Source organism: Cytobacillus sp. FSL K6-0129, assembly GCF_038007625.1.
Classification (GTDB): Bacteria; Bacillota; Bacilli; order Bacillales; family Cytobacillaceae; genus Cytobacillus; species Cytobacillus kochii.
This window is the reverse complement of the sequence record NZ_JBBOXM010000001.1, coordinates 3769533-3791233: the sequence shown is the minus strand read 5'-3', so window position 1 is coordinate 3791233 and position 21701 is coordinate 3769533. Positions and strand designations below refer to the sequence as shown.

General features: G+C 35.2%; 21 protein-coding genes and 1 pseudogene. 5 read left to right on the top strand and 17 right to left on the bottom strand.

All coding sequences use genetic code 11. The features are described 5' to 3' along the window. Positions 1-99: 99 nt before the first annotated feature. The 8 genes and pseudogenes from MHI57_RS19245 to MHI57_RS19210 form a co-directional block, all read right to left on the bottom strand. Positions 100-1451, bottom strand: a pseudogene (locus MHI57_RS19245) (cytosine permease). 125 nt (positions 1452-1576) lie between these two features. Further along, positions 1577-2884, bottom strand: a complete 1308-nt coding sequence (locus MHI57_RS19240; protein ID WP_340977831.1) for a hypothetical protein — start codon at positions 2882-2884, stop codon at positions 1577-1579. Next, on the bottom strand, positions 2881-3573 hold the full coding sequence (locus MHI57_RS19235; protein WP_340977829.1) for a response regulator transcription factor: 693 nt from the start codon (positions 3571-3573) through the stop codon (positions 2881-2883). The genes MHI57_RS19240 and MHI57_RS19235 overlap by 4 nt, the downstream gene beginning before the upstream one ends. 24 nt (positions 3574-3597) lie before the next feature. After that, complete coding sequence (locus MHI57_RS19230) at positions 3598-4341, bottom strand: sensor histidine kinase (RefSeq protein WP_095370596.1); 744 nt, start codon at positions 4339-4341, stop codon at positions 3598-3600. 284 nt (positions 4342-4625) lie between these two features. Next, complete coding sequence (locus MHI57_RS19225) at positions 4626-5615, bottom strand: ABC transporter ATP-binding protein (protein WP_340977828.1); 990 nt, start codon at positions 5613-5615, stop codon at positions 4626-4628. After that, positions 5599-6633 (bottom strand): ABC transporter ATP-binding protein, encoded by a 1035-nt coding sequence (locus tag MHI57_RS19220; RefSeq protein WP_340977826.1) that lies wholly within the window; start codon positions 6631-6633, stop codon positions 5599-5601. Before MHI57_RS19220 ends, MHI57_RS19225 begins: the two co-directional genes overlap by 17 nt. 17 nt (positions 6634-6650) lie before the next feature. Beyond that, positions 6651-7571: a nickel ABC transporter permease gene (nikB, locus tag MHI57_RS19215; RefSeq protein WP_095370599.1), complete on the bottom strand. Its 921-nt coding sequence runs from the start codon at positions 7569-7571 to the stop codon at positions 6651-6653. A gap of 18 nt (positions 7572-7589) precedes the next feature. Continuing rightward, on the bottom strand, positions 7590-8492 hold the full coding sequence (locus tag MHI57_RS19210) for an ABC transporter permease (RefSeq protein ID WP_224939257.1): 903 nt from the start codon (positions 8490-8492) through the stop codon (positions 7590-7592). A gap of 257 nt (positions 8493-8749) precedes the next feature. Between MHI57_RS19210 and MHI57_RS19205 the strand changes: the two genes are divergently transcribed. The 3 genes from MHI57_RS19205 (at position 8750) to MHI57_RS19195 (ending at position 12888) form a co-directional block, all read left to right on the top strand. Further along, the gene (locus tag MHI57_RS19205; RefSeq protein ID WP_095370600.1) at positions 8750-10321 is read left to right on the top strand and encodes a glutathione ABC transporter substrate-binding protein; all 1572 of its coding nucleotides are present in this window, start codon (positions 8750-8752) and stop codon (positions 10319-10321) included. A 75-nt stretch (positions 10322-10396) separates the two neighbouring features. Then, a complete protein-coding gene (locus tag MHI57_RS19200; protein WP_095370601.1) occupies positions 10397-11629 on the top strand; it encodes an amidohydrolase family protein in 1233 nt (410 codons plus the stop codon). Positions 11630-11646: 17 nt separating this feature from the next. After that, positions 11647-12888 carry an amidohydrolase gene (locus tag MHI57_RS19195; protein ID WP_095370602.1) on the top strand — a complete coding sequence of 414 codons (1242 nt, stop codon included), beginning with the start codon at positions 11647-11649 and terminating at the stop codon, positions 12886-12888. Between the two features lie 280 nt (positions 12889-13168). Here MHI57_RS19195 and MHI57_RS19190 read toward each other — a convergent pair whose 3' ends face one another. The 8 genes from MHI57_RS19190 to MHI57_RS19155 form a co-directional block, all read right to left on the bottom strand. Then, positions 13169-14419: an FtsW/RodA/SpoVE family cell cycle protein gene (locus MHI57_RS19190; RefSeq protein ID WP_340977818.1), complete on the bottom strand. Its 1251-nt coding sequence runs from the start codon at positions 14417-14419 to the stop codon at positions 13169-13171. Then, positions 14416-14847 (bottom strand): PadR family transcriptional regulator, encoded by a 432-nt coding sequence (locus tag MHI57_RS19185; protein ID WP_340977817.1) that lies wholly within the window; start codon positions 14845-14847, stop codon positions 14416-14418. The genes MHI57_RS19190 and MHI57_RS19185 overlap by 4 nt, the downstream gene beginning before the upstream one ends. A gap of 2 nt (positions 14848-14849) precedes the next feature. Further along, positions 14850-15395 carry a sigma-70 family RNA polymerase sigma factor gene (locus tag MHI57_RS19180; protein ID WP_340977815.1) on the bottom strand — a complete coding sequence of 182 codons (546 nt, stop codon included), beginning with the start codon at positions 15393-15395 and terminating at the stop codon, positions 14850-14852. 418 nt (positions 15396-15813) lie between these two features. Continuing rightward, the gene (locus MHI57_RS19175) at positions 15814-16302 is read right to left on the bottom strand and encodes a GNAT family N-acetyltransferase (protein ID WP_340977812.1); all 489 of its coding nucleotides are present in this window, start codon (positions 16300-16302) and stop codon (positions 15814-15816) included. Between the two features lie 158 nt (positions 16303-16460). Continuing rightward, entirely contained in the window at positions 16461-16952 is a 492-nt protein-coding gene (locus MHI57_RS19170) for a DUF3291 domain-containing protein (RefSeq protein ID WP_095370607.1), read from the bottom strand. A 123-nt stretch (positions 16953-17075) separates the two neighbouring features. Further along, positions 17076-17852 carry a class I SAM-dependent methyltransferase gene (locus MHI57_RS19165; protein ID WP_340977809.1) on the bottom strand — a complete coding sequence of 259 codons (777 nt, stop codon included), beginning with the start codon at positions 17850-17852 and terminating at the stop codon, positions 17076-17078. Between the two features lie 246 nt (positions 17853-18098). Beyond that, on the bottom strand, positions 18099-18578 hold the full coding sequence (locus tag MHI57_RS19160; RefSeq protein ID WP_340977808.1) for a GNAT family N-acetyltransferase: 480 nt from the start codon (positions 18576-18578) through the stop codon (positions 18099-18101). A 237-nt stretch (positions 18579-18815) separates the two neighbouring features. Continuing rightward, positions 18816-19136: a MazG-like family protein gene (locus tag MHI57_RS19155; protein ID WP_340977806.1), complete on the bottom strand. Its 321-nt coding sequence runs from the start codon at positions 19134-19136 to the stop codon at positions 18816-18818. Between the two features lie 90 nt (positions 19137-19226). Here MHI57_RS19155 and MHI57_RS19150 point away from each other — a divergent pair, with 90 nt between their 5' ends. Beyond that, positions 19227-19808 (top strand): LOG family protein, encoded by a 582-nt coding sequence (locus MHI57_RS19150; RefSeq protein WP_307315137.1) that lies wholly within the window; start codon positions 19227-19229, stop codon positions 19806-19808. Positions 19809-20076: 268 nt separating this feature from the next. Beyond that, positions 20077-20646 carry a DUF6434 domain-containing protein gene (locus tag MHI57_RS19145; RefSeq protein WP_224939361.1) on the top strand — a complete coding sequence of 190 codons (570 nt, stop codon included), beginning with the start codon at positions 20077-20079 and terminating at the stop codon, positions 20644-20646. Here MHI57_RS19145 and MHI57_RS19140 read toward each other — a convergent pair whose 3' ends face one another. Continuing rightward, positions 20647-21654 (bottom strand): IS1595 family transposase, encoded by a 1008-nt coding sequence (locus tag MHI57_RS19140; protein ID WP_322909862.1) that lies wholly within the window; start codon positions 21652-21654, stop codon positions 20647-20649. It abuts the gene before it with no gap. Positions 21655-21701: the final 47 nt, after the last annotated feature.

Sequence of the window (21701 nt, the reverse complement as noted above, 5' to 3'; positions counted from 1 at the left end):
CGAGTATCTGTAGTGCGCTGGAACGAATTTGTTTAGCAACTAAACTATGTTATAAATCATCATTCGCAATTGTTCATTATTTCTGGCTAAGTCATTTAGTTAGCTACTTGCCTTATTCTGCCTACTTCCAAATTTGCCAAAAAAGACTGTATTCATAAATATAAACAAAAGGTATAAAAGTATAGATGAAATGATTCCAACAAAAAATGATAGATTGTATAATGGCTCTAAAGATGAAATAAAATGTCCTGAGAGACTTAATCCCCCTGCCATACACATAGCTAAAATTGCTGATTTGTTTACACCACTAGAGTAATAATGATCTCCTTTATTATGATAGAGCTCCTTTATATCAATTTTCTTTTTATCGATAAGAAAATATTGTGTAATCATGATTCCAATGACAGGACTCAATAATCCACCTACCATGTTTAAGAATGTGAATATACTAGTTGAATTCTCCATCAACTTCCAAGGCATAATAACCATCCCTGCTATGGAAATGATAATAGCTGCACTTTTGGAATTGATTAACTTTGGAAAAAGAGAAATTAGCTGATTAATAGCAGGAATTATATTTCCGGTAATATTAACAGAAAGCGTAGATAAACAAACCGTAATCAGTGATAAACAAACCACTAGCTTACTATCGAACTCACCAATCACATCAAGTATATTCCAAATAGGTTTGCCATAAAGCATTTCTGTACCTTTAATAATTGAAATACTAGCTGCAGCAAATAAGCCATAAGAAACCATTATCCCCAAAAATTGACCGAGCGATTGTTGAATGGTTGTTCTAGCATACCTAGTGTAATCAGAAACACTCAATATAGGCGCCACCCAAGTAGCTAATAAAGCTGACATGCAAGTAATCATAGTAAATATATTTGTAGCAGAGATATTTGTAGCGCCATGCAAAAGGATTGGTTCTACTCCCCCTGCTTGATCAATAATCCAAATACTCATGCCTCCGAATATAAGGAAAACCAATGGAGTAATCACATTGGATAATTTTCCAAGTGCTTTCATTCCTCCAAAAGAAAAGCATAAGTTGATGAACCAAAATACAAGAAATGAAATAAGATGAGTAAGGCTAAGACCAAATAATGTCCATTCCCCCCCAAATTTATATAAGCAGGCCAGAATTGGCCAATTAAAATGGTGATTGCAAGGCTCCCAGCATAAGTTTGAAGCCCAAACCACATAATTCCTGCAATGATTCCTCTCAATACACCTGGTAATAACGCACCTGCACCGCCAAATGATGTTTTAAGAAACATCACAAAGGGAATGCCATATTTATTTCCTGCATGTCCATTGAGCTGTATCAGAATAGTAAGTAGAAACGCTGAGGCGAGAATAACAACCATGACTTCGGTTATAGAAAGTCCTAATGCAAAAAAACCCCCTACCGTTACATAGGAGGGGATATTATGAATAGATCCCATCCATAAAGAGAAAAAATGACTGAAGTTCAAATTTCTTATGGTGGGTTTAGTAGGTTGCAGAGCGAAATCCTCTTCCACTCTATCTACCATAATAGATTTACCTGGATTCAAGTATAATCCCCCTATTATATATTAAAATGGTTGTTGAAAATGGTATAAATCCAAACAATACTACATAGGGTACCGGAAATGAAAAAGCTAATCCAAATAGCAGTGAAATTTCCTACAACAGATATAAAAGCATAACCACCTATCATTCCGATTAATGAGGAAAAGGGAATAATCGAATGTATTGGTCCTTTACTTAAGATAATATAGAGCATAGGAATAATTAATGAAGCGTACATATGCCCAAAGAAAAATAATAGTTCTAAAAGAGAAGGAGAAAAAATACTTACGACTACTAATAAAAGTACACAAATAAAGCCTGAAGTTAGATAAGTAAGATTCCATTTATCCCTGTTGGTGAGCGATAAGAAAACCTGTAATATATTTCGCACGATTAATACAGTGGTGGCTTGTAATTCTGAACTAATTGCTGCTGAAATTGCGCTGAAACAAAATAGAATAAACAAAAAAACAAACAGGGTGGTTTGAATTCTATTAATTAGTTCGAATAATAAAGAAGTAATATTATCGTAGCTTCCACTATAGATAATAATCATCAATAAAGATGACAAAGCCAATGGAATAGTCATCCATATAAAACCTGCTAAAGTAAAGGTTAACTGGACCTTAGCAGGTTTTAATAAGAAGACTCTTTGCCAAGTCGAACGATCAATGATCACTTGACCAAATCCAATTAATATAGCAGTCATAATAAACAACATAGCATCTGTGTTTTGAAAATATAACAGGTAAGGATGGTATAATTTGATTCCTTCAAATACTGGGTGCACACCATTTTGAATGTAAAAATAAACAGGAATTATGATGACAGCAGCAAATATTAATGTCACATTTACACTAGCTAGCTGATGAATTCTCTGCATCCCACCCATTCCACCAATGAGAAAACAAACAAATAAAAATAATAGCATCCCCAAATAAATAGGAATAGGAAAAACAATATGAAGGAGAATAGCCGCCCCCATCGCTTGCACGAATATAGAGTCCAAACTCGTGATTAAGAGGATACAAATCATGTACCAGTAGCCGCTAGGATTGAGTTTCTCACGTAATACATCACCAATGGTTAAATGGTGGGGGAAAGATTGACGTATCCTCTTTGCTACCATTCCAAAAAGGATCAGGCTTAATGCCCCCATAAGAGAATAGCCTATTCCTCCTACCATTCCATACTTTAATAAAGTTTCAGGTGAGGAAAGGATGGTATTCCCCGTTACCCATCTCGCTAATAGGCTCACGATTCCAAAACTAACCCCTAATTTAATTGCTCCACTTATATAAAATTGATAGTCCTGTTTATTCAACGATAGGGCACCTCTAGGCGAAATTCTCTTGGCGTCATTCCAGTTAATTTACGAAACATTTGACTAAAGTAATGTTGACTATTAAAACCGCATTTTTCAGACACTGTATGGATGCTCAAAGTCGGTTGTTCAATTAACATCTTCTTGGCTATGTTTAGACGGTAATCATTTAAATATTCAGAAAAACCCAAACCCACTTCTTCATGAAACTTCCTACTTAAATAAGCTGGATTCATATGACTCTTTGAAGCCAAGTAATTAAGTGTTATTTTCTCACTATATTCTTGTTGTATGATTTGAATCGTTTGAATAATTGATTCTGAATACTGACCTAATTGCTCATATTTATTTAAAACACCTATTAGTTCATCCTCTATGACAGGTTTGGTTATATAATCAACTACACCAAGGCGAATAGATTTTTGAGCATATTCAAAACTTTGAAAAGCGGTAACCATAATAATATCCATTGTATAATTTTTCGCTAATTCACTGGCTAACTCTAGACCAGATTTACCCGGTAGTTGAATATCTAAAAAGGCAAGAGAAATATTGTGTTGCTTGTTGATTTGAACAGCCTGAGACGCATCATTTGCTTTGTAGATCGTCCATTTAGGAAATTGGTTTTTTATCAAATATTCGAGTTGTTCAAGTTCTAGCATTTCGTCATCGACTAATAAAATATTCATACTTGTTTACCCTCCTATAATCATTCATTCCTTTGTTATATAAGGGAAAACAGCTACAACGGTTGTCCCAGTTTCTGAGATTAGTAAATTTATACTCGTCGTCTCTTTCGAATAAAATAGATGCAATCTTGCCTTTATATTTTCAAGGCCTATACCCACTTCATTATAATCATCGATTGCTTGATTATTCGCGCTGTTCCAGACAGTAACTTGTATGGATTGTGAACACTTTTTAACTGTAACCTTTAAGAAGGCTTCACCTATATGTTTTTCAAAAGAGTGCTTAAAAGCATTTTCAACAAGGGTTTGAATTAAAAAAGGGATAATTAATGCTTGATGAACATCTTCATCCGCTTCAATCTCATAAAAAAGGCGATCCCTAAACCTTGTCTTTTGAATTTCGAGATAATATTTAATATAAGTAAGTTCATCATTAACCGTAATATTGTTGGTGTTGGTTTGATATTTAAATTTCAATAGTTTAGAAAACGTTTCAATTGAATAGACTAATTCTTTTTTTCTATCTAACCTTGCTAAACTTAATATCGAGTTAAGCGTATTAAATAAGAAATGGGGTTGAATTTCTTGGTTAAGCTGGTTATATAAGGCCATTTGTAATTCTCTTTCAATCGCGATTTCTTTCTTCTCTTTCTCTATTAAATCGATTCTTTTCTCAAAGATAAACAAAAAAAGTAAGGTGAAAGCGCCAATTAATGGTGCTAATACACAGAGAATAATATAAATAGAGAAACTTTCTAGGGATATCACTTTCCCACTCCTTTATGTAAGAGAAGGGGGAGTCATGCACTCCCTTCAGCGCGTAGACATAGAAATATCGAAATTTCAGTTGGAATTGAGCAGTATACTTCAGTTCCCTTTTTGAGAAGCTCGATCCTTGAACCGCTAAAAACATGAGGTTAGCCTCCGAAAATGCGATAACCTACTCTTTCAATTAATGATGCGTTTGTTTACCGTTTAGATCAAAGGGTAGACTCCCTTTATTGATATTTTATATTCTTGTAAATATTTTGTATAGAGAAATTATTATCCCACTATATTTTTTCCACCATATGACAGCTCACAAAATGGCCTTTCTCCAACTCCCTTAACTCTGGCTCAGTTTCTTGACAAAGATCCGTAGCAAATGGGCATCTTGTATGAAAACGACATCCTTTTGGCGGATTAATAGGAGAAGGTACATCCCCTTTTAAAATGATGCGTTCATGCTTTATAGTAGGATCGGGTACAGGGATTGATGATAATAATGCACGTGTATATGGATGCATCGGTTTATCAAACAGACTTTTTTTATCTGCGATTTCAACGATTTTTCCAAGGTACATAACCATTACCCGGTCAGATACATGTCTAACAACGCTTAAATCATGTGAGATGAATAGAAAAGTTAAATTAAACTGTCTTTGTAATTGTTTTAATAAATTTAATATCTGCGCTTGTATAGAGACATCCAATGCGGAAACTGCTTCATCACAGATAATTAATTTAGGATGAACTGCGAGCGCTCTAGCAATGCCAATACGCTGCCTTTGGCCACCGCTAAATTCGTGTGGGTATCGTTCCAATGATTCTAACGGTAGACCAACGTATTCTAATAGTTCTTTCATTCTTTCCGGCCTTTTCTCTTTTTCAACTGACTTCTGTGTAGCCATCGCTTCATTTAAGATTTGTTTTACTTTTTGTCTAGGGTTAAGTGATGCGAAGGGATCTTGAAAGATAACTTGTAAATCCCCACGTAACTTTCTCATGTCCTTCTTCTTAACAGTAAGGAGATTTTCTCCTCCAAAATAAATCTCTCCAGCTGATGGTTCATCTAGTCGTAGAATAGCTCGGCCAGTCGTTGACTTTCCACAACCCGATTCACCTACAATACTTAATGTTTCTCCCTCATACAGTTCAAATGAAATGCCATCAACTGCTTTTACCACCGTTTTCGTCTTAAACAAAGCATCATTTTTCACTGTAAAATGTTGTTTTAAATTATTTACCTGAAGGAGTACTTTTCGCTCAGCTATGCTTTTCATTTAGACACCCCTCCTCCCTCTTACTCTGATTATTCCAATTATCTGAGTATATCCAACATCTCACTTTTGTTTCATCGCTGACTTCGAATAATTCAGGGTTTCTTTCAGAACAAATATCTTTACTATGAGGACATCTTGATGAAAAACGACAGCCCTTTGGCAGATTATATGGGCTAGGAATTGTACCTTCAATTGTTCTTAACTCCTCTACATCCTCAGTTATATTTGGCAAAGATGCTAATAATCCTTGTGTATACGGATGTTTAGGATTGGCAAATAACTCCTTAGAAGAGGTATGTTCTACAATATTCCCCGCATACATGACGACCACTTGATCACAGGTTTCTGCCACGACACCAAGATCGTGAGTAATCATAATCACACCCATCCCAAGCTGTTTTTGTAAGTTTTTTATTATTTCAAGAATTTGTGCCTGTATGGTTACATCTAAGGCAGTTGTTGGCTCATCAGCTATCAGTATTTCAGGGGAACAGGCAAGAGCCATCGCAATCATTACACGTTGGCGCATCCCACCACTTAGTTGAAAAGGTTCTTGCTTGGCTCTTTTTTCCGGTGAGGGAATGCCTACTAAACGAAGCATCTCGACCGATTTTTCCCAAGCTGCTTTTTTCCCTAAATTTTGATGTAATCGAATAGCCTCAGCAATTTGCTCGCCAACAGGTATAACCGGATTTAAGGATGTCATCGGCTCTTGGAATATCATTGAAATATCATTGCCTCTTACCTTCCTCATTTCACTTTCTGGTAACTTAACTAAATCTTTTCCTTTAAATAAGATAGATCCTCCAGTAATTTTTCCTGATGGGGAGGGAATGAGACGAAGAATCGAAAGAGAAGTCATGCTTTTTCCACACCCAGACTCTCCTACTATTCCAAGTGTTTCTCCTTTATTCAGAACGAAATCAATGCCATCAACCGGTTTGCTAGTTCCTTTTTTCGTAGTAAAATAGGTCTTTAATCCCTTCACTTCGAGTATAGGTATCTCTTTTTCCGCCATATTTGCGCACCCCATTTTTAATTTAAATCTATACGTTTATTAAATAATCTATAGAAAATATCAACCAATAGATTCACAATCACAAAAATAAGTGACGCGACTAGAACCCCGCCTTGAACCATTGGTAAATCTCTCATTCGTATCGCATCCACAATCATTCTCCCTAGTCCATTAATAGCAAAGATGGACTCAACTAACACCGTGCCGCCTAGTAAAGCACCAAACTGTAAACCTACGACTGTGATTACCGGTATAAGGGCATTCCTTAAAGCATGTTTGAATATGATGATTGTTTCTTTCATTCCTTTCGCTCGTGCAGTACGTATATAATCTTGGCCTATAACTTCTAACATACTAGACCTTGTCATTCGTGCTACAATGGCTGCGCCCCCTACTCCTAGGGTAATGGCCGGCAGGATGATATGAAGAGGGCTATCCCAACCTGCTACAGGGAGAATTTGTAGCTTTACGGAAAAGAAATACATTAACATTAACCCCAACCAAAAACTCGGTAACGATATGCCTAATAAAGCAATTAACATGACCCCTATGTCTTGTAAAGAGTATGGTTTTATAGCTGCAATGATCCCAGCAGCCATACCGAGGAAAATGGTTATAAGAATACTAACAAAAGCTAATTCCATTGTTATTGGAAGCCTTACTAATATCTCGTCTAATACAGGCTGACTACTTTTTAATGAAGTACCGAAGTCTCCCTTTAACAGACTTGTTATATAGTCAAAGTATTGAATAATGAGGGGTTGATTCAGTCCTAGCTGCTCTCTTAACGCCTCAATCGTCTCCTTAGACGCTCCTTCTCCAGCTAGAATAACAGCTGGGTCTCCAGGTACTAGCTGCATGATAAAGAATACAACAAAAGTGACACCAATAATGACCGGGATTGTTTGGAACAATCGCCTAAAAATAAACATTGCCATTTTCAAAACCTCCTATTATTAGTTTTTCATTCTAGGATCTAACGCATCTCGTAAACCATCACCAAAAATATTAAATCCTAGAACCAAAATTGAGATGGCCAGGCCAGGAAAAAGGGCAATATATGGAGCTGAGAATAAAAAATCACGCCCACTACTTAACATTGTGCCCCATTCAGGAGATGGAGGCTGTGCACCTAATCCAAGGAAGGACAACCCTGCTGCTGAGAGAATTGCTGTGGCTAATCTTAAAGTCCCTTGGATAATAATAGGAGATAGAATATTAGGCAAAATATGTTTAAAAATAATGACGAAATCATTTGCACCTAGTGAACGAACGGCATCGATGTATTCCAGTTTTTTCACCTCTAGAGTGGATCCACGTACAATTCGAGCAAATAATGGGACTGAAAATGCCCCTACTGCAATGGTTACATTAATTAAGCTTGGCCCCAATGCAGCTATAATCGCTAAAGCAAGTAAAATCCCTGGAAAAGCGAGTAGAATATCCATCACTCTCATTATGATAGAATCCACCCATTTTCCATAATAGCCAGCGATTAATCCGCACATTATGCCAAATAATGCGCCAAAAGCTACTGCTGCAAACCCTACGCCCATTGATAAACGACTACCATATAAAAGGCGGCTTAAAATATCTCTACCTTTATCATCAGTCCCCATCCAATGATCAGCAGAAGGAGGAATAAATTTGTTATCCAAGTTAATTGCATATGGATCATAAGGTGCGAGTAAAGGAGCAAATAACGCAATCAAAAGATAGAAAATAATAATCATTGCACCTATCATTGCTGCTTTATTGCTAAGAAGTATTGCTAATGCATTTTTTATCTGTGATTCCTTTGGTTTGTTTAAAACTTGAGACACTGAATGATTAAGCTCGGATTTTACTTCAATAGACATTGCATCTTCCTCCTGTAATATTTATGAATGGATAGTATGGTCGTTTCCAACAGTAAGTCCCCCTTAGAATTGAAGAATAATCATGTGAATAAAATTATCAAATTTAAATAGAAAGTAAATAATTTTCAGAATATTGATGAAGAAAATGAAAAAAGAAGTAAATATAATATAAATATTTTAAAAAATCATCCTCTATAATGCAGATAAGCATTAAATTTAATGTAAACATTCACTTAAGAAAAGAAAGAAGGGAAAGTATGGTTGAAAGGTTGCAAAAGAAAAACATCTTAATAGGATTCATCGTATTAGTATTAACTCTTTTCACAGCATGTTCAACACAATCTAATAGTGAGAGTGCAAATGCGGAAAACGAAGATACAGCAAAAGAAGGAGGTACACTTTCAGTAGTCCGCTTATCAGATGCAACAAAGCTTGACCCTCATTTCATTACGGATATACCTTCTGCTAATATTACTTACCAAAAGGTGTATGAAACACTCGTAGTCCCTGATAAGGATTTTAAAATACAGCCTCTTTTAGCAACAGAGTGGGAAGTAATAAATGAGACAACTTGGGAATTTAAGCTTCGGGAGGGAGTAAAGTTTCACGATGGAACGCCATTTAATGCGGAAGCTGTGAAAACAACATTTGATAGGTTGCTAGATCCTAAAACAGAATCCCCGCAAAGGGAAAAGCTAAGTATGATAAATGAAGTAAAAATCGTAGATGATTACACTGTGCAATTGTTATTAGACTATCCATACGCACCCTTACTCTCTATTTTAGCTAGCCAAGAGGGAAGTATAATAAGTCCAAAAGTATTAAAAGAAAATCCAGATCAATTAATGGACCATCCAGTAGGTACTGGACCTTTTCTATTTGAACATTGGAAGTCAGGGCAAGAAATCTCATTAAACAAAAATAAAGATTACTGGGGAGAAAAACCTAGTCTGGATCGTGTCGTCTTTAAAGTTGTGCCAGAGGATGCTACTAGATTAGCCATGATTGAAACAGGAGAGGCACACATAAATGATCAAGTACCCGTAACTGAACTTGACCGTATTGTGGCATCAGATAGCATGGGGCTATATCGGACGGAGGGCCTTGCTGTAGAATATATAGGCTTTAATACTTCTAAAAAACCATTAGACGATATTAGGGTAAGAAAAGCCATTAGCCATGCAATTGAAAGGGACTCAATCATAAAAGGTGTTTATAATGATGTCGGGACACTCGCCAACTCGGCAATGAGCCCTAAAGTATTTGGATATAGCGAAAATGTTGCTCCATTTGATTACGACCTTAATGAAGCAAAAAAATTATTAAAAGAAGCTGGTTTTGAAGATAACCTTAACTTAACACTACTTACGAATGACAGAAAAGAAAGAATCAACATGGCTGAAGTGATCCAATCACAATTAAAGGGAATAGGTGTAAATATAGAAATTCAAGTAATGGAATACGGTTCGTATATTGATACAATTGATAAATCTGACCATGATTTATTTATCGGTGGATGGGGTAATGCTACCGGTGATGGTGATTATAATCAATACAACTTATTCCACTCGGATTCTCAAGGTTCACCAGGTAACCACTTCTATTACAGTAACCCGGATGTAGATCAATTGATTGAAGCAGCACGGCAAGAAACAAATAATGATAAACGATTAGCGTTGTATGAAGAAGCTATGGAAATAGAACTAGATGAGGCTGTATATGTACCTATCCGTAATTACGAGCATCTAGCAGTTCACAGTAAAACTGTTAGTGGTATGTGGTTAAATGCGGCCAACTATTTAATGATTAATGAAGTGAAGCTAAAATAAAATCTTATATTATAACGGGGTTAACTAGCTAAAAAACTCTATTTCCCCTTTAAAAACTCTTTAGGAGGTACACAAATGACAATTCAATGGTTATTAAATGTAAAACTAGAGAAGTCTTTTGACATAGAAGATGGTGAAATCCGAGGGACAAAAACAGAATTATGTCATCTAAAAATAGAGGATGGCAAGATTACTGATATAACCAATCAGTTACCCGATACTCATGAATTGAGCATAGATGGACAGGGGTATTTGTTATTACCTTCATTAAAAGATATGCATATTCATATTGACAAAACATACTATGGGGGTCCATGGAAAGCATGTACACCTATAACTAATGGCATCTTTACAAGATTGGATGAAGAAAAAAAGTTATTACCAAAGTTGCTACCAACAGCACAAGAACGTGCTGAAAAAATGATTGAACTATATATAGCAAATGGGCATACACATATACGCACACATTGTAATATTGATCCTGTCATTGGTTTACAAAACTTGGAGGCAACGGTAAGTGCTTTAAAAAAATATGAAGATGTACTTTCTTATGATATTGTCGCTTTCCCTCAACATGGATTGCTAAGAAGTGATTCTGTGCAACTAGTTAAAGATGCCATGAGAAATGGCGCTACATTGGTTGGTGGCGTTGACCCTGCAACTGTCGACCGTAATATTGAAAAGTCATTATATACTATATTTGATATTGCAAATGAAAATAATAAAGGTGTAGACATTCACCTCCATGATCCGAACTCATTAGGTGCTTTTACCTTTGAAAGAATGGCATATTATACTGAACAAACAGGGTTGAAAGGAAAAGCTACGATAAGTCATGGCATTGCGCTAGGGGACTTAGATGAAAGTAAACTAACCGACATAGGCGAACAATTAAAGGAACAGGAAATTGATATTACTACAACAATTCCAATTAATAGACCAACTATTCCCGTCCCACTATTAGATAAGATAGGCATTACTGTTTCAGTAGGACATGATAGTATTACTGATCATTGGTCACCTTTTGGAACAGGTGATACTATTCAAAAACTTTCTATTTTAGCAGAGCGATTTAAAATGAGTGACGAACATTCATTATCAACAGCTTTAAAATATGGTACAGGTGGGATTAAACCGTTAAATGCAGACGGTGAAAGAGTGTGGCCTAAAGTAGGCGATGAGGCAACGATGATGTTAGTGGATTCATCATGTTCCGCTGAAGCCATAGCTAGAAGAGGTTCCATCAAATCACTTTTCTTTAAAGGAAAAAAGGTAGAAAGCAAGCTAGGGTCAGAGCAAACTATATAATCGAAAGGGGTTATATCGTGAAAAATAAATTTTGGCTAACAAATGTATTGCTAGAAGTAGGATATGTTGGAGATGAAAATAACACATATACCACCAAAACAGACTTATACCATTTAAAAATTGTTGATGGAAAAATTGTTGAGAAAAAAGAAAAAAAGGATAAAATTTCTCCTGAAGAGAATCAAATTGATTGTAAGGGTCTTCTGGCCATACCTAGCTTAAAAGAAATGCATAATCATTTAGATAAAACATACCTATCGCTAGATTGGAAGGCTTGTACACCTGCCAAAAACTTAGAAGAACGGTTGCGCCTTGAAGCAATGGAATTAGAGGAACTCTCAACTACAGTTAAACAACGAGCTTCTAAAATGATTGAACTTATACTTTCTAAAGGTTCCACCCATATTCGCACTCATGTAAATATTGACCCGTACATTGGTTTAAAGAATTTAGAAGGCGTATACGAAGCGCTTGATAGCTATTCTGATCAACTAACCTATGATATTGTCGCTTTTCCGCAACATGGATTATTAAAAGGGGACGTCATTCCTTTAATGAAAGAAGCCTTAAATTCTGGTGCTACACTTATTGGGGGGTTAGATCCAGCTGGAATAGATAAAAACATTGAGCAATCATTATTCGAGGTAATGAATTTAGCGACCGAATTTGATGTTGATATCGATATCCATCTCCATGATGGTGGGCATGTAGGCTATTATACGATTGACAAGTTAGCTGAGATGGTCGAAGAAGCAAAATGGCATAATCGTGTAGCAATTAGCCATGCTTTCTGTCTAGGCGAAGTTCCTTTACAACAAGCTGAGCATATGAGTGATCAATTAAGCGATTTGGGGATCTCAATTATGTCCACCATTCCTATCACAAAATCACTACCACCTATTGCATTACTGGATAAAAAAGGCGTGAATGTTCATCTTGGTTGTGATGGATTTTATGATTCATGGGGTCCGTTTGGTAACGGAGATGTTCTGGAAAAGGTAACGAGGTATTGCGAGACTTATAGAAAGAGTGATGAAATCTCACTCAGCCAATCTTTAAAATATGCAACTGGTGGGATCACACCATTAAATAAAGCTGGGGAACATCAATGGCCAAATGTAGGTGATGAGGCCAGCCTAGTTTTAGTCAACGCATCCTGTACTGCTGAGGCAGTAGCGAGAACAAGTGAGAGGAAAGCGGTACTCAATAAGGGTAATTTCACCCAAATCCAACAGCATAAATCTTTCATTACTACTTAAATATTAGCTAAAAGCTAGAAGAGATGGTATCTCTACTTAGCTTTTAGCTTATTTTAGTTTGATGAATATGAGTGACAAGGTCCATCAACCACAAAGAAAAAGCCCATTTTGATCAATCTTTATTTCAAAATAGGCTTTTTAAGTTAACGCAAAATATGGTTTTCGAGATATTTCTTGATCAAACTTTAATCTAAACCACCAGATATATTTTAATCTAGATACAGGCTTTCTATTTCGATATGTGTTTTAATAAAGTTTTTGGTAACGGTTATATACTAAATTAATTTACCATTGTAGGTTCGACAATATCTTTTCTTCGATAAACGTTCAGAATAAGGCCTAGTAGTGCAGAGTAAACTAGCAACATGCTTCCTCCATAACTAATAAACGGCAGGGGTACTACCATAATTGGGACGATTCCAAGACCCATTAGAATGTTCCAACAGGCTGGAACAATAAATAATGCAGCCCCACCGATTACTAATAATCTGTCGAATAAATCCTTTGTTTTAAAAGCATTTAATGAAATCCGCAAAATAAGTACAAAGAGAAGTAGACATAGGAGCATTCCGAACGCCCAGCCTAGAGAATAGACGAGAAATGGAAATACCAAATCTGTATGTGCTTCAGGGAGCTTTAGATCATTGTAAAGTCCCTTGCCGAACCAACCAGCCTCTGAAAGGATATCTTTCAGTGGTATGAGTGTATCAGAGAGAAAGCTATTAGGGAAATAAAGGATCATTGTACTAATGAAAATGATACCTATAAGCAAATTACCCACGGCTACTTTAATGGCAAATTTTTTATGAACATAAGAAAAAACATACATCGCTAATACGCAAAAAAAGTATATTATACTATACATAAATTGTGGGACCATGATGTAGAGAAGGACTGGAGTCCAAAATAGGAATAATAGCATTCCTTGTTTTTTCCAACCCTTAAACTCATTGATTTTGGCAAAAATGCCGGCCCACGCTAAGAAAAATAAAAATAAGGTTATAGCTGGACCATCAATCGTCATACCCCCGAAAGAAATCCATCTTTTGGCTCCGTTAACCTCCATACCAACTAAAAAAGTTGTAAGAAAAAGGATTAAGCCACCTCCATAAAAATACATCCACAAATTTTTCAGTTTCCTGTAATCAAAGAATAGAAATCCTACGAGAGCAAGAATTGCAAGCACGAGCCAGACTACTTGTTTTTTCATTAAAGAAATGCTTGGTTCTGAAAAACCACCAATCAGTGGAAGAAAACTAACCCCTGCAAGAATAACAAATAAAACAATAAGGAGCCAATCCATTCTCGGTTTATGAAGATGATTCATGTTTTTACCAACGGTAGAGGGATCTCCCATTTCCTCCATTGCCTTTTTATCCGCATCCTTTATAGATACTCCTCTCTCTTGAAAGGATTTGCTGAGCTCTTCCATATGATCACTAAGCTCCTTTTTGATCATACTGTGAGCTTCCTTGGATTTCACTTGAGAGATGACTTTACTTAAATATTCCTCAAATTTGGAAGAACTCATAAAGAAGCCTCCTCAATTAAATAGTTCAGTGATGCGCATTGTTTAGAACCTCTATGCTCCCAAGAAGATACATATTTTTTTCCTTTCGTAGTTAGGGAATAGTATTTCCTTTCTTCAATCCATTTTGAAGTAATGATTTTCTTATTTTCAAGTAGATGTAAAAGGATATAAAGCTGGCCTTCATTGCTTTTGAAGCTAACCTCATTCTTTCGAAATAGTTGGGTGGAAATATCGTACCCATGCTTTGTTCCATCTTGCAGTGACTCTAATATATTTTTTAGGGTTTCTACTTTCCAATAATGTAGTTCTAGGTGAGATTGTTTCCTACGGATCGTTTCTTTCACCGCATTTTTTCTCTCCTCGGAAAAAGAAAGACCTGCAAAATCTTTTTTTATAGAATTCTTTAATTTATAGAATGGATCGCCCATGATTAAACCTCCTTTTTCATCTTGTTCTTTAATAATTCTCTGGCATGCTTTAATCTAGTTTTTAATGTATTACTATTGACACCCGTAATCTTGCTGATATTTGCTAATGAAAGCTCCTCGTAGTAATGTAAAAAGGCAACTTCCCTGTATTTTACTGGTAAATCCATCACAGCACTTGTTAAACTGTCCGCTACATTTCTTGAGATTATTTCCTCTTCCACATGTTTTGACTTGGATGGGATATGGTCCCAAATTTTATCGCTGAATTTTATTTTGCGATAATGCCAACTACGCAAGTAATCCTTACAATGATTAATGGCAATTCGATATAGCCACGTTTTTATTGATGACTTATGATTAAACTGACCTAGTTTTTCATAGCACTTAATAAATATCTCTTGCGTTAAATCCTCAGCTGTCGTTCGATTCTTCACATATGAAAAAACAAGATGCAGTACATCATCGCTGTAATTATCCATTAATTGGCCGATAATTTGTTCAGTATTTTCTATGTCATCAACATTTATTGCTATTTTTTCATCAGCCATCTAAGCTTCACCCCTATCACCCATTTTAGACGAAGCAAGTATCATTTTGGTTTGGAAAAATTTAAAGGAAAGTAAAGGAAATATTTAAGTTTATATTGGAATTGAAATTTTAAAGAGTATGAACTAACGATGTTTTCATCAAAATTCATTTCAAAGCAACACGTGCAGTTATGTGTGATTGAAAGTGGCTTGAATTAGAGGGGAGATAAACACATGATTGAATTACGAAAAATCAACGGGGATAAGATGAAGTAATAGCACTTGAAGTTGCAGAAAACGAGAAAGAACCTATATTAGAAACTACTATCTTAGATGCTTCTCATTTGGTTTCGTAGATACAGGAATCATTCTATGTTGGCGATTAAAAATAGAGACTTGAAGAACCAACCAACTCCTACGACTTCGTATGGTAGCTGCTCTATTTTGATGAGGAAATACAACTATATTTAAAAACACTAATGAAATAGTCTTCTTCTGGAAAATCGCCTATATATTCTAATCCATTCCTCAAATAAAATTCTTTTAACTTCTCATTACCAGCCCAACAATCTAAATATAGAGTTTGGTTTAATCCTTTTACAAGAGAACAAGTAAAGTCGGTTATTGCGGAACCAACATTTCTTCCTTGGAATTTGGGTAAAATAGCAATTTGAGATAAGTATTTACTTTCTTCATCAACTGTTAAATCATTGATATAGTCTATATCATTAATACAAAAGGTTCCTATTATTTTATTATGTTTTAATAATACATAAGAGTAGTTATTTTTTATTTGGTTCTGTATTTTATTCTTATCCCAAGGATATTCCCATTGATGAATCCCTTTTTGTTGTAATTCCAATGTAGCCTCATTCAATATAAATACCACCTGCTCTAATTCCTTTAACTTAGCTAATCTTATTTCCATCTACTTTTCAATCCAATCTTTTAATATTACAATAATTAGTCCTAAAAAAAGACACGTTGCACAATAAACGCACCCTTTAATTGAATAACTAAAATCTTCATTGTTCATAAGACTTAATTTTGTTAAACTAAAGCACCTGTTTGTTTAAGTGGAACACTTCACAATTCTCTCCTAAGTGAGCCCTCGTTACTAATCATGATCCTCTCCCCTTTTTCATCAAATGCATGCTTAAAATCAAATGCAAAAGGAGTTGGGCCATGCTGAATATAATAGTTATATCTCTTAAATGCTTCCTCCCATGAGACATCCTTCAAGTTTTCTGTCCACCAAACTACATAAGAAAGGTGTTTCTCTGGATATTGCTCCATCCATTTGCTTCTATCCCGTAATGCTTGTATATGCTGTCCCGAATAGGTAAAGCGATATAAGGATTGAAGATTTCTCCATACCGTAAGAGTAAGAATAGGAGAGCCCTTTCCCTTTACAGTTTCTTCAGGGAAAGGGACTCCTTCAGGTGAAAATGCCTCTATAAGTCCTGATTTCGTTGCCTGACGATATACTCCATTTCCAACTTGATAAAATTCACGAGAGGTAGGGTGGTCATAATGATGGTTTAGCCTACCAACAGTATAGATTGACACTAATGCCATAAACAGCCCTCCATCTTATAGTCTTTTTATAGATATATTCAAGTGAAAATATAGAAATACCTTCTTCCACTAACCTGCCCCGTAGTTTAAGTGTATTTGTTCACAAAATAACAAATGATACAACTATTTAACTGCTTTCCAAATCGTCCATCTGTCTTTTTCAACTATGTTCTGCTCAGTTGAAATTAGTTCATCTATATATTTAATTAATACTTTCAATTCTCTAGCTTCTAAATCATGTAGAATACTTCTTCCTACTCTTTTGCTTAAATCTTGAAGTAATTGTTCTTTGGAATCATACACCCTTCGAATTTCCCATAATTTAACTTCTTGAATTTCTCTGAATCCTACTTGCTGAAGTGCTTCCTCAACATATTGGCTACTATATCTCCTTTTAGTTTCTTTATTTATTAACTTTGGAAATAAATCAAAGAAATACCCTCTAATATGACTGTCACTCCCTTTTAATAAACAGTCTTCGGGCGTACGGTCTTGAATAATGAAGTATCCATTATCTTGTAATAATCTATATGCCTCCACAAAACAATTCTGTAAATCGCCTATATGATGGATCAATGCTCTTTCAAGCAAAAAATCATAACAGTCACTTTCCAATTCCGTATGTAAAGCATTCCCTTGTTTAAAAGTTATGTTCCTATAATCTTTACAGTTTTCTTTAGCACCTTCAAGTATTGCATTAGAAAAGTCGACACCAGTAATAGATTTTACGCCCATATCAGATAATGCCTTAGAATAAATTCCTCCACCACACCCTATATCCAATGCATTAGAAATATGATGTATTGGTACAAGCTCATTTATAGCATCCATCCACGACTTATCTGCTTTTCGAGTCGTATAAGTCATACGATTTTCATCCTTATGAAAATCAATCCCCATACTTAGCATCCCCTTTTTTGAACTGTTCTCAATTTTTAATTCTACACTATCGGTAATTACAGGAAAATTTAGAATTTTTTATCTATTTCTATAAGTTTTTATTATAGTTAAACTACTTTTGAAAAATCTGTACTGTACAACAAACATGCCACGTTTGTTAAACAAGAAAAAAGGCACGCTCCAGCGATCCTCATCCTTAACTCTTGCACCCGTTAGCTACTACTAAAAAGCAATCATTTTTATCATTTATATTTTTAAAGACATTTTAACGGTATTAAATATATGATTGAAAAAAGTTTCTTGAAATTCTTCAAGAAAGGTAAACCCATTATTCTTATAAAACATTTCTGCCTGCTCATTACCTTTTTCAACATATACGACTAATTCATCACCTTCTTGTAACTGGTTTATTACTTTTTTTAATAAAGCTTTGCCCATTCCTTTTTGCTGAAAATCAGGTAAAAGATAAATTGCAGAAAGATCATTCTCTCTCTCACTTCTATAAAGATTAGCAAATCCAACAAGCTCATTGTCAGTTTCTAAAACAAAGAAAAACGTAATTTTTAATTTATGATATAGCTGTTCCGTTGAATAATATTCATTTAAATACGCTTCTTGAACAGAAACAGGAAGGAGATTTTCATATGTTTTTGCCCAAGATTTTTTAGCAATTTGTTGAATTGCAGTAATATCTTCTATTTTTGCTAATCTAATATTTACACTCAACAGCAATTCACCACTCACTTCAAAAATTTAAGATTAACCTTATTTTCTATAAATTGCACAATGAATTGAATTCTTCTTTAAAATAAAAAATCCTTTTCCAACTAAACTGCCCCGATAGTACAAAAAAAAATGCAATACCCCTAAATAAGTATTGCAACCAGTAGTTTATGTCTCCAATAAAAATTGGGAAATGGGATTTTTTCGTTACCTCTGAAAAGTGAACGTTAGTTGTTTATCCTATTGATTAGAATAACGTTGTGACAGCTTTTTTTTATGTGACTGAAACACTTCTTCTAGGGGAATATTATACTTGTTAGCAATCAATATTAAATTACCTAATACATCTCCTAATTCTTCAGTTAACTCTTGTTTATTTTCCTCAAAAGAGCCCTTAACTTCATCAGGCCTATCCCTACCTATTTCAAGAGCTCTTATCGCTCGTGCAACTTCGCCAGTTTCTTCAGCTAAAAAACCAATTCGAATAAAAATGTCTAACTCAGACCAGCCTCTACTTTCATAATAATCCTTTACCCATTGTTGAAATTCTGTGACATTCATTATATCTAACCTCCATTCCATATTTTAAGTTTAACAAAAAAACAAAAATTTTGTATAATCTTTAATGGCGTTTATTTAGGAGGCGATATAATGAAAAGGTTAGCTGTATTTTGTGGATCAAGTAATGGAGCATCTGGAGTTTATATAGAAGGTGCAAAAAAACTTGGTAAAGAACTAGCTAAACGAAATATTGCACTTGTTTATGGTGGAGCGAGTGTTGGTGTTATGGGTGCTGTTGCAGATTCAGTTTTAAAAGAAGGAGGATATGTAATTGGTGTTATGCCAAGGTTTCTAGAGAATAGAGAGATATCCCATAAGAACTTGTCAGAGCTAATCATCGTAGATTCGATGCATGAAAGAAAAGCTAAAATGGCAGATCTAGCAGATGGATTTATCGTTTTACCTGGTGGGCCAGGGACATTAGAAGAGTTCTTTGAGATTTTTACGTGGGCTCAATTAGGACTTCATAATAAACCATGTGGTCTTCTAAATATAAATCATTATTATGACCCTCTTATCGCGTTATTTAATCATATGTCAGAAGAGCAGTTTTTACACGAAAAGTACCGTAATATGGCATTAGTTGATAATGAACCGAAAGGGATACTAGATAAATTCAATTCATATGAACCACCAACTGTAAAAACTTACATTACTGAAAAACAAACCTAATAATAAAAAACAGACCAAGTCACTGCCTTTGGTCTGTTTTCCTATTCAAAGTGCATTGCAAAAGTTGAATTGCTTAAAAGAGTACAAAGCCCGCAGTATTCCTTCTTTAACTAACCTACCCCAGTAGTTAAAAAAGCCCTTCTCAAATGAGAGGGGCTCTTAAATTAAGGCTGTTTTCGTAAACTTTGTTGTTTTTGCTTATGATTATTTTTGATTAACAGGAACAATTGTTCTATAATAGAAATAAGTGAATATTGAGGTGTAGAATATGAGACCAAATCTAACAAAAGATATTAGTGTAGATAGTTTTAAAGATTTCTATTGGTTGAAGGAAGAATTACAATCTTTTTGCAGAGAAAATGGAATAAGTGCTTCTGGTTCAAAAATAGAGATTTCCGATAGAATTGAAACATTTCTTCGAACAGGAGAGATAAAAAAGCCAATTAGAAAATCAAAGGTGAATAGTAAGTCAGAACCACAGGTCGATTTAAGTCTTGATACAGTCATTTCGAAAAACCATCGTTGTAGTCAAAATGTAAGAGCCTTTTTCAAGACAGTTATCCCTAATTTTCATTTTTCTACCTATATCCAAAACTATTTTAAAACTAACATTGGAAAAACGTATCGAGATGTTGTAGATGCTTGGTATAAAGAAGAAGAACGAAAGAAAAACCCATTGTACAAGAAAAAAATCGCTCCTCAATTTGAATACAATCAATTTATTCGTGATTTTTTTGCCGACTCTAATAATCAAGGAAAAAGTCGTGAGGAAGCGATTGAAGCGTGGAACAACATCAAAAAACTCCCTGGAAGCAATAAATATACGTCTAATAATTAGTTAAGCACATCTCAACATTTCTATTGTGGTGTGACTTGATTTTCGACAGGCAGAAACAAGCATTTGTTTGACTCGTTCATCAAATGCTATTTGTTTGCCTATTTCAAGCCAACGAAACCAGTTGAGGTAATTATCTAAGTATTTGGTTGCCACCCCTTGAAAACGTTCCATCCAACCTTTCAAACGATTATGAGAGTTATTGACGTGTTGAATATGGTATATGCCTTTTTTCACCCGTTGTTTTTGGCTTTCATTAACTGTTTCGTGTTGTAATCCTTTTAGTTTGGCGAATTTCTTGTAGTTAGTTGCTGTATCTGTACATAACAAAGCAGACGGGTGAATATACTCACCTATCACAGTATCAATTTCTTCTGCCTTTACACGACCTGTTCCTGCTTTCCGAGCAATCATATTACCATTTCGGTCTTGTGCCACGACAACTGCTATTTTAAGATTAGAAATCCCTCTTTTCTTGTCCTTTTCTCCACGTTTCTTGGCTTTTCTATGGGTAATTTCACGACCCTTCATAGACTCTCGAAAGAAGGTCTCGTCACTTTCAACGATACCTTGCAGTTGATTAAAACCAAGACTTCCTAATGCGTTCAGGATTTTATGTCTCCAATAGAATGCAGTTGATATATGAATTTTTAAGCGTTCAGCGATTTTCGGTAGGGTGTAACCTTCGACCATTAGTTCAATGTATTTTATCCACTTTTCAGGGTAGCGAGAGCCTGAAAATGGTGTATTCGTCATATCGTTGAAGGACTTTCCGCAATCATTACACAGATAGCGTTGTCTTGAACGATATTTACCGTTTCTTTTTACAGATGTACTTCCACAATGAACGCACCCTAAACCAGAAGCAAATCGGGCTTCACGAATGCTTTTGAGTAGTTTATTAATCTTATCTGGTTCGTCTGGAAATAAATCCTGTTTCATAGCATTAAATAAAGCCATTTGCTCTGATTTGGTTAGTTCGCTGAACTCTTCATATACATCTTTCCACATACTTGAACGCCTCCTTAAACCCCATTTATCAACCCTTTATAAGTATG

Excerpts from the sequence above, each read along its gene's own strand:
- MHI57_RS19235 (WP_340977829.1), bottom strand. The coding sequence starts at position 3,573 with ATGAATATTTTATTAGTCGATGACGAAATGCTAGAACTTGAACAACTC.
- MHI57_RS19225 (WP_340977828.1), bottom strand. The coding sequence starts at position 5,615 with ATGAAAAGCATAGCTGAGCGAAAAGTACTCCTTCAGGTAAATAATTTA.
- MHI57_RS19220 (WP_340977826.1), bottom strand. The coding sequence starts at position 6,633 with ATGGCGGAAAAAGAGATACCTATACTCGAAGTGAAGGGATTAAAGACC.
- nikB (WP_095370599.1), bottom strand. The coding sequence starts at position 7,571 with ATGGCAATGTTTATTTTTAGGCGATTGTTCCAAACAATCCCGGTCATT.
- MHI57_RS19210 (WP_224939257.1), bottom strand. The coding sequence starts at position 8,492 with ATGTCTATTGAAGTAAAATCCGAGCTTAATCATTCAGTGTCTCAAGTT.
- MHI57_RS19205 (WP_095370600.1), top strand. The coding sequence starts at position 8,750 with ATGGTTGAAAGGTTGCAAAAGAAAAACATCTTAATAGGATTCATCGTA.
- MHI57_RS19200 (WP_095370601.1), top strand. The coding sequence starts at position 10,397 with ATGACAATTCAATGGTTATTAAATGTAAAACTAGAGAAGTCTTTTGAC.
- MHI57_RS19190 (WP_340977818.1), bottom strand. The coding sequence starts at position 14,419 with ATGAGTTCTTCCAAATTTGAGGAATATTTAAGTAAAGTCATCTCTCAA.
- MHI57_RS19185 (WP_340977817.1), bottom strand. The coding sequence starts at position 14,847 with ATGGGCGATCCATTCTATAAATTAAAGAATTCTATAAAAAAAGATTTT.
- MHI57_RS19180 (WP_340977815.1), bottom strand. The coding sequence starts at position 15,395 with ATGGCTGATGAAAAAATAGCAATAAATGTTGATGACATAGAAAATACT.
- MHI57_RS19175 (WP_340977812.1), bottom strand. The coding sequence starts at position 16,302 with ATGGAAATAAGATTAGCTAAGTTAAAGGAATTAGAGCAGGTGGTATTT.
- MHI57_RS19170 (WP_095370607.1), bottom strand. The coding sequence starts at position 16,952 with ATGGCATTAGTGTCAATCTATACTGTTGGTAGGCTAAACCATCATTAT.
- MHI57_RS19165 (WP_340977809.1), bottom strand. The coding sequence starts at position 17,852 with ATGGGGATTGATTTTCATAAGGATGAAAATCGTATGACTTATACGACT.
- MHI57_RS19155 (WP_340977806.1), bottom strand. The coding sequence starts at position 19,136 with ATGAATGTCACAGAATTTCAACAATGGGTAAAGGATTATTATGAAAGT.
- MHI57_RS19150 (WP_307315137.1), top strand. The coding sequence starts at position 19,227 with ATGAAAAGGTTAGCTGTATTTTGTGGATCAAGTAATGGAGCATCTGGA.
- MHI57_RS19145 (WP_224939361.1), top strand. The coding sequence starts at position 20,077 with ATGAGACCAAATCTAACAAAAGATATTAGTGTAGATAGTTTTAAAGAT.
- MHI57_RS19140 (WP_322909862.1), bottom strand. The coding sequence starts at position 21,654 with ATGTGGAAAGATGTATATGAAGAGTTCAGCGAACTAACCAAATCAGAG.